At 37.4% G+C, this 12,336-nt stretch carries 15 protein-coding genes; 6 read left to right on the top strand and 9 right to left on the bottom strand.

Annotated elements, in window-relative coordinates; all coding sequences use genetic code 11:
* Window positions 1-2: 2 nt before the first annotated feature.
* Entirely contained in the window at window positions 3-512 is a 510-nt protein-coding gene (locus AC2S94_RS15540) for a DUF6913 domain-containing protein (RefSeq protein ID WP_484629458.1), read from the bottom strand.
* 123 nt (window positions 513-635) lie between these two features.
* Window positions 636-1,334 carry a hypothetical protein gene (locus AC2S94_RS15545; RefSeq protein WP_484629459.1) on the bottom strand — a complete coding sequence of 233 codons (699 nt, stop codon included), beginning with the start codon at window positions 1,332-1,334 and terminating at the stop codon, window positions 636-638.
* A gap of 233 nt (window positions 1,335-1,567) precedes the next feature.
* Here AC2S94_RS15545 and AC2S94_RS15550 point away from each other — a divergent pair, with 233 nt between their 5' ends.
* Both AC2S94_RS15550 and AC2S94_RS15555 read left to right on the top strand, forming a co-directional pair.
* Window positions 1,568-2,323 (top strand): 5'-nucleotidase C-terminal domain-containing protein, encoded by a 756-nt coding sequence (locus tag AC2S94_RS15550; RefSeq protein ID WP_484629460.1) that lies wholly within the window; start codon window positions 1,568-1,570, stop codon window positions 2,321-2,323.
* A 3-nt stretch (window positions 2,324-2,326) separates the two neighbouring features.
* The gene (locus AC2S94_RS15555) at window positions 2,327-3,238 is read left to right on the top strand and encodes a metallophosphatase (RefSeq protein ID WP_484629461.1); all 912 of its coding nucleotides are present in this window, start codon (window positions 2,327-2,329) and stop codon (window positions 3,236-3,238) included.
* On the opposite strand, the gene AC2S94_RS15560 is transcribed toward AC2S94_RS15555, so the two are convergent.
* The 6 genes from AC2S94_RS15560 to AC2S94_RS15585 are packed head-to-tail and all read right to left on the bottom strand — an operon-like array spanning window position 3,239 to window position 8,589.
* Complete coding sequence (locus AC2S94_RS15560; protein ID WP_484629462.1) at window positions 3,239-3,922, bottom strand: M15 family metallopeptidase; 684 nt, start codon at window positions 3,920-3,922, stop codon at window positions 3,239-3,241.
* A gap of 6 nt (window positions 3,923-3,928) precedes the next feature.
* On the bottom strand, window positions 3,929-5,926 hold the full coding sequence (gene ligA / locus AC2S94_RS15565) for an NAD-dependent DNA ligase LigA (RefSeq protein ID WP_484629463.1): 1,998 nt from the start codon (window positions 5,924-5,926) through the stop codon (window positions 3,929-3,931).
* Between the two features lie 15 nt (window positions 5,927-5,941).
* Window positions 5,942-6,613, bottom strand: a complete 672-nt coding sequence (locus AC2S94_RS15570; protein WP_484629464.1) for a VOC family protein — start codon at window positions 6,611-6,613, stop codon at window positions 5,942-5,944.
* Window positions 6,613-7,215: an LOG family protein gene (locus AC2S94_RS15575; RefSeq protein WP_484629465.1), complete on the bottom strand. Its 603-nt coding sequence runs from the start codon at window positions 7,213-7,215 to the stop codon at window positions 6,613-6,615. The genes AC2S94_RS15570 and AC2S94_RS15575 overlap by 1 nt, the downstream gene beginning before the upstream one ends.
* A 3-nt stretch (window positions 7,216-7,218) precedes the next feature.
* Complete coding sequence (gene prmC, locus AC2S94_RS15580; RefSeq protein WP_484629466.1) at window positions 7,219-8,064, bottom strand: peptide chain release factor N(5)-glutamine methyltransferase; 846 nt, start codon at window positions 8,062-8,064, stop codon at window positions 7,219-7,221.
* Window positions 8,065-8,100: 36 nt separating this feature from the next.
* The gene (locus AC2S94_RS15585; protein WP_484629467.1) at window positions 8,101-8,589 is read right to left on the bottom strand and encodes a GNAT family N-acetyltransferase; all 489 of its coding nucleotides are present in this window, start codon (window positions 8,587-8,589) and stop codon (window positions 8,101-8,103) included.
* A 28-nt stretch (window positions 8,590-8,617) separates the two neighbouring features.
* Here AC2S94_RS15585 and ribD point away from each other — a divergent pair, with 28 nt between their 5' ends.
* The 4 genes from ribD to AC2S94_RS15605 are packed head-to-tail and all read left to right on the top strand — an operon-like array spanning window position 8,618 to window position 11,736.
* A complete protein-coding gene (gene ribD / locus AC2S94_RS15590) occupies window positions 8,618-9,661 on the top strand; it encodes a bifunctional diaminohydroxyphosphoribosylaminopyrimidine deaminase/5-amino-6-(5-phosphoribosylamino)uracil reductase RibD (RefSeq protein ID WP_484629468.1) in 1,044 nt (347 codons plus the stop codon).
* Window positions 9,654-10,262 (top strand): HAD family hydrolase, encoded by a 609-nt coding sequence (locus tag AC2S94_RS15595; RefSeq protein ID WP_484629469.1) that lies wholly within the window; start codon window positions 9,654-9,656, stop codon window positions 10,260-10,262. Before ribD ends, AC2S94_RS15595 begins: the two co-directional genes overlap by 8 nt.
* Window positions 10,259-11,131: an EamA family transporter gene (locus AC2S94_RS15600; RefSeq protein ID WP_484629470.1), complete on the top strand. Its 873-nt coding sequence runs from the start codon at window positions 10,259-10,261 to the stop codon at window positions 11,129-11,131. Before AC2S94_RS15595 ends, AC2S94_RS15600 begins: the two co-directional genes overlap by 4 nt.
* Entirely contained in the window at window positions 11,128-11,736 is a 609-nt protein-coding gene (locus AC2S94_RS15605) for an IMPACT family protein (protein ID WP_484629471.1), read from the top strand. Before AC2S94_RS15600 ends, AC2S94_RS15605 begins: the two co-directional genes overlap by 4 nt.
* Here the strand turns inward: AC2S94_RS15605 and AC2S94_RS15610 are convergent.
* Window positions 11,733-12,131, bottom strand: coding sequence for an acyl-CoA thioesterase (locus tag AC2S94_RS15610; protein WP_484629472.1), 399 nt, complete (start codon window positions 12,129-12,131; stop codon window positions 11,733-11,735). The genes AC2S94_RS15605 and AC2S94_RS15610 overlap by 4 nt on opposite strands.
* Between the last annotated feature and the right edge of the window lie 205 nt (window positions 12,132-12,336).

The following is a 12,336-nucleotide window of genomic DNA, read 5'->3' on the forward strand; positions in this document are numbered from 1 at the left end:
AACTATTTTATTTTTAAGATTTTAATATATTTTATTATCTCCTGCTGAAAAACCGGTACTTCCTGCGCGTCGATCTCAACATCATAAATTCCATAATCATCAGGACTATTACCAATTTTCACGGCAGCTTTTGTTTCTGCAGCGAGAAGAGATCCTGCCTTGCTAGATTTAGAAAAATGGCAGACCAGGAAATCAAAATTCTCTTCCCTGAATTTAAGAATCGATTCAGATTTGAATTTACCTTTGGCGCTTATCTCTTTTGGATGAAAAACTTCGGTTTCAAATCCTTCAAACGTGTTGACCTTTGTGCCACAAATAACAATTTTCAGATCACGTTTCTCAAAACCTATTTCTTTATAAATATGAAACAGGCTTTTTTTCTCTTCAATATTTTCAGCATCAATGATCACTCCTATTTTACCTGAATTTTGTTCCGAACGAAAATCATCTCTGTGAAGAGCTTTTTTTATCCTTCTTGAAAACATCAAATCTTTCAGTTTACCGGCGATCATTTGTAAATTTCAGTGGGGCAAATGTAAATAATTTCCATCAGGAAAAAAGTGGTTTCAGAGACTGTGAGAATGTCAGTAGGTTCAGATTTAACAGGTTTATTTATTTTGTGAAATGAGAGACGGTCATACCAGGTTGATCAGTCTCAATTTCTTTTCCCTTGTAGTGAAGAACTGAAAAGATAATATGATTGCGCAAATACTCAAAAAGTTCTTCATTAATAAAACACTGGTATCTGGCAAATAGAAGAGTGCCATATCCCTAAGTATATCCGAAACTATCAAAGCCATGACCAGTGTAATGAATAAAACAGATTTCCGGGAATAAGAATTAAGGTAATAGATAAGAGCTACAATAGATACCACAAATAAATTAAGGTAATAGATGGTATACACCCAGAAATCCACGATTCCGGCCATATAAATTTCCAGCTCCTGCATATGCTGATACACGAAATATACGTTACCAATGATCAACACAAAGAAAAACAGCAGCATAAGATTATTTGCAGACTTCCTTTCAGTATGTTTCAAAGCTTCCCGGCTAAGAAAACCGTAAGCAATAAGGCTCAGCATTATATTAATAAGCGGTATTGAATCGATCTCATAAAAGAAAGTGGATAGACTGGCCAGCAGGCTCAGGGAAAGAAAACCAACCAGATTCCAATTTCTGAAATCTAACTTTTTATTATATGCAATTAACAAAGGGATAAAAACAAGAATCTGGCAAAGTTTTGCAACCCAAAGGTTTTCAAAATATACCGCCAAAAAGTTTACTAATACCAAAAGCAGGCAGATTAGCAAATAAAGCTGTCTAGGTTTCATAATTTAGAAATGGGGCGGCAAATATATAAATAATTGGCTTTGATTATCATATATGCAACAAAACTTATTCTTTACATCAAAATAAATATCGAATTGATTTAAATTCTGAGATTATTTAAATCATTAGGCCGCTTTTGAGCTATTTTTCAAATAGAATTATTATTCTTATTGGCTGGTAAAAGGGCCTTCATCAACCTGATTAGTTTTTTATCTTTGCTGCTCATTCTTTAGATATGAATTTTATAAAATACACTTTGATTGTCTCCGCGGCAATCATCCTTTCCTGTAAAACAGAAAAAACTGGTGTTTCAAAAATAGAAGCAGACCGAATTTCAGTTGACACTTCATTGACGGAAGACAGGGAAATTGCAGATTTCATTGAGCCTTACAAAAAGCATTTGAATACAACGCTGGATTCGGCTCTGGCTTATAACCCTGAATATTTATCCAAAAGCGATGGTGATCTGAATACCGCTATTGGTAATTTAATGGCAGATGCGGTGTATGTTCAGGCAAACCCAGTATTCAAAAAGCAAATCGGCAAGAATATAGATATGGTGTTGTTGAATCACGGCGGGATCAGGGCTGAAATTCCTGACGGAAAAGTTTCAGCAAGAACTGCTTACCAGATCATGCCATTTGAAAATGAGATCGTAGTGGCTGAATTAACCGGATCAAAAATGAAGGAGATGCTGGATTACCTGGGGAGAGCAAAATCTGCTCATCCTGTGAGCCATATAAAACTGGTGGCTGATAAAGACTACAAGATCATCAAGGCTAGCATTGACGGTAAGGAAATAAAGGAGGAAAAAAATTATTTCGTTGCAACTTCAGATTACTTAGTGAACGGTGGTGATAACATGAAGTTTTTTGAAGAGCCGGTGAATCTTTATAATACCGGCTATAAGATTCGAAATGCCATGATTGACTACTTTACCAAAGTAGACACGATCAAGACCAAAATCGATGACCGATATATTAGAAATTAGACCATGAAAAGAAAAGATTTTATTCAAAACACGGCAGCAGCAACGGCTTTTATCGGTTTAGGTGGATTATCCTCCCTGTCTTTTAAACCTGCGGCAAAAAAACATATTACCATTCTGCATACCAACGATGTGCACAGTCATATTGAAACCTTTGGTCCCGATGCTGGAAGAAATGCGAATATGGGCGGGGTAGCCAGGCGTGCAAGCTTGGTTGAAAAAATCAGGCAGGAAAATCCTAATACTCTTCTATTAGACGCCGGAGATATTTTTCAAGGAACCCCTTATTTCAATTTTTACGGAGGAGAGCTGGAATTCAAGCTCATGAGTATGCTTAAATACGACGCAGCCACCATCGGAAACCATGACTTTGACAATGGTATTGACGGATTATACGCGCAATTGCCACACGCAAAATTCCCTTTTATAAACTCTAATTATGATTTCAGCAATACGATCATGGACGGGCAGGTAAAGGATTATAAAACCTTTGTAAAAGATGATGTAAAAATTGGTGTTTTTGGTCTTGGAATAGAATTAAGTGGGCTGGTAAGCGATAAACTTTATAAGGAAACGAAATATCTGGATCCCATTGAAATTGCCAAAGACAAATCCAGGATTTTAAAGGAAGAAGAAAAATGTGACCTGGTGATCTGTCTTTCTCATCTTGGATACGAATACAAAAGTGATAAGACTTCAGATATTAAATTGGCTCGAAGTACTGAAAACATTGACCTCATCATTGGAGGTCATACCCATACTTTCCTGGAGAAACCTACGGTAGAAAAAAATAAGGCGGGTAAAACCGTTCTCGTGAACCAGGTTGGCTGTTACGGAGTTTATCTAGGCAGGGTTGATTTCTATTTGGATGACGAAAAAAACATTGAGGCTGATGGGGCTAAAATTGCCATTCAATAATTACTTCACTGGAAAATCGAAATAAGAGTAAGGATACGGTTCTGCATTGAAAGTGTAATGCCACCACTCTTCGGAATAAGATCTGAAGCCATATTTTCTCATGATAAGTCGCAGCATTTTCCTGTTATCTTTTTGCTTTTTGGTTATCTGGTTTGTGTTGTGATGAGAAATCTCTCCGAAGAAGTCGTAAGGACTTCCCATATCAACTTCTTTACAATCTGAAACCCTTACCAAGGTAAGATCTACAGTGCCACCCCTGGAATGTCCTGATTTGGTTGCTATGTATCCTAACTGGAAAAGATCTTTTTTGGCAACTTCCGGATAAAATTCCTGTTTCATAAGAGTGTCGTCCCTTTCTCTCGCCCATTCCATAAACTGATTTACTGCTCGCTGCGGCCTATATGCATCAAATACTTTCAGCATATAATCTTTTGAAATCAGCTCCTGTTGAACTTTCGCCAATGCCATGGCAGCAGGTTTACTTAGAATAGCCTGAGGTGCTTCGTAACCATCGATCGGTCTTCCCACGAAGTTATGTTCACCAAAATAGCGTATCTCGTAAATGATATCCGGGATCAAATCATCAATATGCACAAAATTATCTGGTATTTCCTGGGCTTTACCAGGAGTTACTAGAAAACTTATAAATAGTAATAATATGGAACTTTTTGAAAAAGTTTTCATCAAGATTTATTGATCCAGCATTTGAAGAAAATCATCTTCGCTAATAATATTTGTTCCTAATTTCTCGGCTTTGGCAAGTTTACTCGGACCCATATTATCACCGGCTACCAGGTAATTGGTTTTGGAAGAAATAGAACTGGAAACTTTTCCGCCGTTATCCTCGATCAGTTTTTTAAGATCATTCCGTGAAACTTTTTCAAAGACTCCTGAGATCACAAAAGTATTGCCTTCCAGTATATTGGTTTGATTAGCCAATTTTTCGGCAGAAATCTCCAACTGAATTCCGTAATCCTTTAGCCTGGAAATATTTTCCCGGTTAGCGTCTATTTTAAAGAATTCAACTACGCTCCATGCGATACGTTCACCTATTTCATCCAGATTGACCAACTCTTCTTCTGAAGCTGCCATCAGGGCATCAACACTTTTAAAATGCTTGGCGAGTTTTTTCGCTACTGTTTCACCAACATACCTAATTCCCAGTGCGAATAGCACACGTTCAAAAGGAATTTCTTTTGACTTTTCTATCCCTGAAATTAAATTATCTGCCGATTTTTCTGCCATTCTTTCCAATGGAAGAATATCTTCTTTTTTCAGTAAATATAGATCGGCATAATTTTCAATAAGTCCTGCATTTACGAGGAGAGCTACAGTTTCACCACCTAAACCTTCAATATCCATAGCCTTTCTGGAAATGTAATGCTGAATTCTTCCAATGATCTGTGGCGGACAGCCATTTACATTCGGGCAGTAATGTTGAGCCTCCCCTTCATTTCTTACCAGCTCTGTATTACATTCCGGGCAGGTAGAAGCGTATTCTGTAGGTTCAGAATCGGGATCACGTTTGGTAAAATCCACACCTACGATCTTTGGGATAATCTCACCTCCTTTTTCCACGAAAACAGTATCTCCTTCCCGAATATCAAGTTTTTCGATCTGGTCTGCATTATGTAGTGAAGCCCTTTTAACCACTGTTCCTGCCAACTGCACTGGATCAAGGTTTGCCACCGGGGTGATCGCACCAGTTCTTCCCACCTGGTAGGTAATCTTATTCAATTTAGTCGATTCCTGCTCTGCCTTGAATTTATAAGCGATTGCCCATCTTGGAGATTTCGCCGTATGCCCTAATTCCTCCTGCTGATAAAAATCATTAACCTTTACCACCACTCCGTCGGTTTCGTAAGGCAAGTCATGACGATTCTCATCCCAGTAATTGATAAACTGAAGTACCTCTTCAATCGAATTTTTTAATTCAGATTCGCCGGGAACTTTAAACCCCCATTTTCTGGCTTTTTCAAGTCCGTCAAATTGTGATTTTATGCCTGTATTATTTCCAACGATACTATACAATAGACACTCCAGAGGTCTTTTGGCAACTTCCGCACTGTCCTGTAATTTCAAACTCCCTGAAGCTGTATTTCTAGGATTCGCATAAGGTTCTTCACCAATATCAACCCTTTCAGCGTTCATTTTCGCAAAACCTTCATAAGGAAGTACGATCTCACCACGAATATCAAATTTTTCAGGAAAATCACCTTTCAATTTAAGAGGAACCGACCGAATTGTTTTTACATTATTGGTTACATCGTCGCCCTGAAAACCATCTCCTCTAGTCACCGCACGTTTTAAAAGGCCATTTTCATAAGTAAGGCTGATGGACGCACCATCATATTTTAATTCACAAACAAACTGCACTTTTCCTTCAACCACTTTACGCAGTCTCGTTTCCCATTCTTCCAGTTCCTCTTTGGAATAGGAATTTGAAAGCGAATACATTCGGTGTTCATGAACTACAGTATCAAAATTTTTGGTGATCGCCCCTCCTACTCGTTGTGTTGGTGAATTAGGATCTTCAAATTCAGGATTCTTTTCTTCAAGTTCCTGAAGCTCCTTAAGCTTCATATCAAAATCATAGTCGCTTATCTGAGGATTGTCTAAGACATAATAGTTGTGATTATGCTGCTGAAGTTCCTCACGAAGTTCCTGAATTTTCTTTTTCACGTCCATTGATATAGCCTTTATTTAGATAGCCGAGATCTTCAATTCATCATTACTGAAGATCATATTATATTTTTGATCTTTATGCTCAAAATCCATTTCAAAATCTGAAGCAAATGCCTGGTCTTCCGTTGGAAACCATTTTTTCTCGTTCTTATCAACCGTGATAACCAAACCTGAAGCTTCTCCTATCGCACAAAATTTTTCCAGGTCCCCATCGAACTTCGAAATTTGACAATCTAATTTCATCTGTTCAAATTTTTGCTGAACATTCTCAGTAGCCAGTCCTATTTCTGCAAGTCCAACGATGCTATCAGCATTAAATATTGCCGACTCCGGTCTGCTGAAACTTCTCCTGGAAATAAATTCCATAATGTTTTTATCCTCATCATAAAAATACACCGACTTTGCCTGCCAGTTACTGAAATCAATGATCTTTTCATCATTAAATTCCTGTATTTCCCTTTTATCATCAAGCCATTTCACCGCTTCTTCCTCCTGCCGGTCTGGAATATGAAACGCAATATGATAAGGTGTAGCATCCTGCCTGTACTCAAACTTCAAAATTGAATATCCCGTCTGAATCTCAAAACTGTCTTCAGAATAATTTTTTATTGTAAAACCAAGATCATCCCTATAGAATTTTAACTGAGATTCAATATTGCTGGTATAGATTTTAAGCCTGAGAATCTTCATTACGTCTGGTTTTTATTCATCCATTTTGGCGCCGGTATCGGTTCAAAATTTCTCATTTTATATAGAAGATCATCAAAATCGTCAGAAACCAATAAAATATCAAGATTTTCTTGCTTTAATAAACCTTTCGAAGTCATTTTTTTCAACATCTGGAGAAGGTTATCATAAAATCCATCGATATTCAGCAATCCAATCGGTTTTTTATGCAACCCTAATTGCGCCCAGGTAACAATTTCAAATAACTCTTCAAAAGTACCAAAACCGCCGGGCAAGGTTACAAAAGCGTCGCTCAATTCATTCATGGTAAGCTTTCGCTCATGCATATCCTGTGTAGTAATAAGTTTATCCAGGCCGGTATGCACCACCTCTTTAGTTTTAAGAAAATCAGGAATTACCCCGGTAGCTTTCCCGCCATGATCCATAACTCCGCTAGCCACCTGGCCCATTAATCCAAGCTTGCTTCCTCCATAGATGAGCCGTAAATTTTCTTCAGCGATCTTTTTTCCTACAGCATAAGCCGTATTAAATATATTTTTATCATGACCATCGCTGCTCGCACAAAAAACCGCCACGGAATGAATTTTATTTTCGATTTTGCTCATCACTTATTTTTTGATCGCCTTCAACATTCTGTAATTCCCAAAAATATCCTTTTTGAGCTCAGTCTCAAAACCGAATTGCTCTACAAGATTTCTGGTTTCTTCAGATAAATACTGGTTTATTTCAAAATAAATTTTTCCACCTGATTTTAAAGAATCCTGAGCCAACAACGTGATCTTTGCATAAAATATCAAAGCATCATTATCAGGAACGTATAGCGCCAATTCCGGTTCATGCGCCAGCACATTCCTGTGCATAGCTGCTTTTTCAAGCTCTCTTACATACGGAGGGTTCGAAACAATAATATCAAATTGAGTATTTAAACTGTCTGTTTCTAGGATATTCAGTTCTTTAAATTTCACCTCAGCAGCATTCAATTCTGCATTTTTCCGGGCCAGTTCCAGTGCAGATGGAGAAACATCGAATGAATAAACTTCAGCATCTTTCAGTCCAAGTTTTAAACTAATCGGAATACAACCCGTCCCGGTCCCAATATCCAGAATTTTGAGACCTGTTTGGTCTTTATGGTCTGTTATAATCCATTCCACTAATTCTTCAGTTTCCGGCCTGGGAATAAGAACATTCTTATTTACCAGAAATTTATTTCCATAAAACTCAGTATTTCCGGTGATATACTGAATAGGCTCATGCTCTTTTAAGCGTTTTAGGGCATCTTTAAACTTCAGAATTTGTTCATTCGTAAGTTCTTTTTCCGGATTCATTGCTACATCAATCCTGCGCATATCCAGGAATTCTTTCGTGAGAATATAAAAAAAGGAACTAATCTCAGTAGAAGGGAACTCTGCATTTAGTTCCTGCTCAAACTGAAATTTAAATTTTGAAAGTAACATGAATAGATTTTAAGATCGAATAGATTTCGATTAGTCTTAGACCAATTCTTTGGTCATAAATACCGTACAATTATAATGTCCCGTGTCTCCCAACGGCTTTTCAATTACTTTAAAACCATTTTTATCATAAAGTTTACGGGCATTTTCCATGTATGGTAATGTTTCGATATAACATTTTTTGAATCCACGCGATTTTCCAAATTCTATACATTTGGTGATCATTTTCATTCCGATTCCGCGACCTCTCGCCTCTCCTAGAAAATACATTTTCTGAAGCTCGCAAACCTCCTCTTCCAGACCGGTTAAGGGAGCAATTCCTGCACCGCCAATAATTCGCGAATTTTCTTCCACCACAAAATATTCCCGACGATCACCAGCATAAGTCGCCGTCATATCATCCAGTGCTTTATCTTCATACGCAGTTCCAACTTTTGGAACTCCCATTTCCACAAGAACGGTTCTTATTAGATCTTTAACCTGCTGATTATCTTCCGGTTTGATTTCCCGGATTTTCCATGTGCTCATTCTGCCTAATTAATTCTATTTTTGTGAGGTGAATATACACGAAAAATACATAAATCGCTGTATCCAATTGGCGCAAAACGGGCTTGGAACCACCTATCCAAATCCCATGGTTGGAAGCGTTATTGTTTATGAAAACAAGATCATTGGTGAAGGCTGGCATCGCAGAGCCGGAGAGCCTCATGCCGAAGTGAATGCTATTAATTCTGTAACAGATAAAAGTTTACTGAAGAAAGCTACAATATATGTGAGCCTTGAGCCATGCAGTCATTTTGGAAAAACTCCTCCGTGCAGTGATCTTATTATAAATAAAGAAATCAGCAAAGTAGTCATTGGTACTATGGATCCATTTGCCAAGGTTGCCGGTAGAGGTATTAAAAAATTAATGGACGCAGGTTGCGAGGTACAGGTTGGGATCCTCGAAAAAGAGTGCCTGGAATTAAACAAACGTTTCTTTACTTTTCACAAAAAGCAACGTCCTTATATCATATTAAAATGGGCGCAAACGCAAAACGGTTTTATCGCTCCCAAACAGAAAGACACTAATAGACCTGTCTGGATCACCAATAAGTATAGTGGCGAACTGGTTCATAAATGGCGAAGCGAGGAAGCTGCGATCCTTGTTGGTACGAATACCGCACTTCAGGACAACCCATCACTGAATGTTAGAAGATGGACCGGCAACGACCCGGTAAGAATTGCTATTGATAAAGAACTAAAGATCCCTAAAAATCATTCTATTCTGGATGGCTCTATAAAAACAATAATTCTACACGATAAAGCAACTGAAATCAAGGACCAAAAAAACCTAATTTTTGAGAAGATTAAGTTTACTGAGAATTTGTCACAGCAAATTTGCGAGGTTCTTTATAAACATGAGCTTCAATCTGTAATAATTGAAGGTGGAACAAACACTATTCAGCAATTTATCGATTCCGGATTATGGGATGAAGCCAGAATATTTTCTGGAAATGCAAATTTTAAGGACGGCATAGCAGCTCCGCAGATTAAAGGGAAATTAGCTGTTAGAAAGAATATTTCAGGTGACGAATTAAAAATTTACAGAAATGATTAAAACGATCATATTCGATTTTGGAGATGTTTTTATCAATCTCGATAAAGAAGGGACGAATAAAAAACTGAAGGAGATAAATATTCAGGATCTTCCTGAAAATATTATCTCAAAAAACAGGGAATATGAGCAAGGCTTTGTGACTTCAGACGAAATATCTGAATATTACAGAACTGAATTTCCCCAAATTGATAACGAAGTATTTATTGATTCATGGAATTCCATGTTGCTGGATTTTCCGGAATACAGGCTGAGATTTATTCAGAAACTGGCAAAGGAAAAGAACTTTAAACTGATTCTCCTTAGCAATACGAATGAACACCACATTGAGCATATAAAGAAAAATGTTCTCTTTTTTGAGGAATTCAGGAGTTGCTTTGATGCATTTTACCTTTCACAGGAAATTGGAATGCGTAAACCTGATCCGGAAATCTTTGAATATGTGCTGGATCAAAATGATCTCAAAGCCGAAGAATGTCTTTTCATCGATGACACTGCTGAAAATACAGAAGCAGCTGCGAGACTCGGATTTCACACTTGGAACATTGAACCTACCAGGGAAGATGTTATAGATCTATTTACCACCAAAAGCGATCTATTTTGATATACTTGCTTCTGAGCGTACTCTCGTCTACGATAATATTTATCGTTTTCAGATTATACAAAAAATTTGAGGTCAACACCCTGCAAGCCATCATCGTAAACTATTTTATAGCCTGCACCGTGGGCTTTTTTGGATATATAGAAGGTTCAGATTTTTCTCAGGTTCCTACGGAAAAATGGTTTCCAGGAGCATTGATGCTGGGAGTACTATTTATTACCGTTTTCAACCTTGCGGCAATCACCACTCAAAAAAGCGGATTGTCTGTAGTAGCGGTAGCTACAAAGATGTCGGTTGCAATTCCCGTTTTCTTCGGAATATTTCTATATAATGAAAGTACAGGAGTTCTAAAGATCATTGGGATTCTATTTGCCTTGGTTGCGGTATACCTGACATCAATTAAAACTGAAGAAGGAATTAGTATTAAAAAGGAAAACCTGGTATTTCCTTTACTAGTATTCCTTGGAAGCGGAATTATAGATACTAGTATAAAGTACCTTGAAACAAGCTATGTCTCAAAAACAGATGTTGGTCTTTTCTCCTCAACCATTTTTGCTACAGCAGGAACTTTAGGAATTCTAATTCTTATAGGGCAGGCTATCATGGGGAAATTAAAAATCTCTTACAAAAATATTCTTGGCGGAATAGCCCTGGGCATTCCCAATTATTATTCTATCTATTTCCTGGTGATGGCGTTGCGTACAGAAGGTTTTGACAGTTCCACGATATTTACCATGAATCACGTAGCTATTGTGACTATTTCAACCTTAGTGGGAATTCTGTTATTTAAGGAAAAGCTGATCAGGAAAAACTGGATTGGCCTAATCCTGGCTGTAGTTAGTATAATTCTTGTAGCAAATTCGGCGATATGAAAGATACTTATCAAAGCATAACGAAAGCATCACCAGAGGTACTCTTTAAGGACAGAAATTCAAAATTTTTTGGATATGCTTTTCCGATCAAAACTGAGGAAGAAGCGAATCAACATTTAGAAGATTTAAGGGCGAAGCATCATAAAGCGAGGCATTGGTGTTATGCCTGGCAGATAGGAAAAGAAGATTATCAATATCGGGCGAATGATGATGGAGAACCTTCAAATTCTGCCGGTATGCCTATTTATGGACAAATTCAGAGTTTTGATGTAACCAATATTCTCATCGTCGTGGTTAGATATTTTGGAGGTGTAAAACTTGGCGTGGGCGGTTTAATTAATGCCTACAAGACTGCTGCACAAATGGCGCTTGAGGAGTCTGATATTATCAAAAGGACAATAGACGAAATTTTCATCGTGAAATTCGACTATCCGGAAATGAACAAAGTGATGCAGGTTATCAAAAAGAACAACCTCAATGTTATTGACCAGAAGCTGGAAATAGATTGTAAGATCTTTATCGCTGTAAGAAAGAAAGACGCAGAAAGTATTTACGAGAAATTTGACAACACCTATAAAGTGGAAATTTCCAAGCTGGAAAATTAAGAATTTAACCTGTCATGAATATATTGAGGGCAGCGTATTGGCTTGCGAGATTTTGAATCCATAAATACTAAAATTGTGGTAGCCGACGTAACCTTTTCACCTGCTTCATTGTATATCACGTAGTCGAATATAATTTTAACATTTGGGGTTTCCCGTAATCTCGTTTCGATCTTCAGATTTTCATCAAATTTGATTGGTTTATGATATTTCAAATTTAATTCGAATACCGGCAACATTATCCCTTCCTGTTCCATACTTTTGTACGAGACCCCTAAAGAGTCTAACCACTCAATTCGCGCTATTTCAAGGTATTGCGGGTAGTTTCCGTGGTGTACAACACCCATCTGGTCAGTCTCGGCATATCGGACTTTAACAAAAGTTTCGTGTGATTTCATGTAATTTTAATAGCCTTTCTGGGAAAGGTTTTTTATATTCAGGCTCGGAAGTAAGTATGCATAAAATTTTCTTAAAATTCAACACCAAAATGGTTTTTTTTTTACATTTTTTGTTCACATATTTGTTCCGCTCAAGTTGGGTAACCAAGTTTATTCAATTGCCACTTAGAACTTACTACTAACCTAAATTAACGTTTAACTAATA

The organism is Christiangramia pacifica (genome assembly GCF_057221535.1).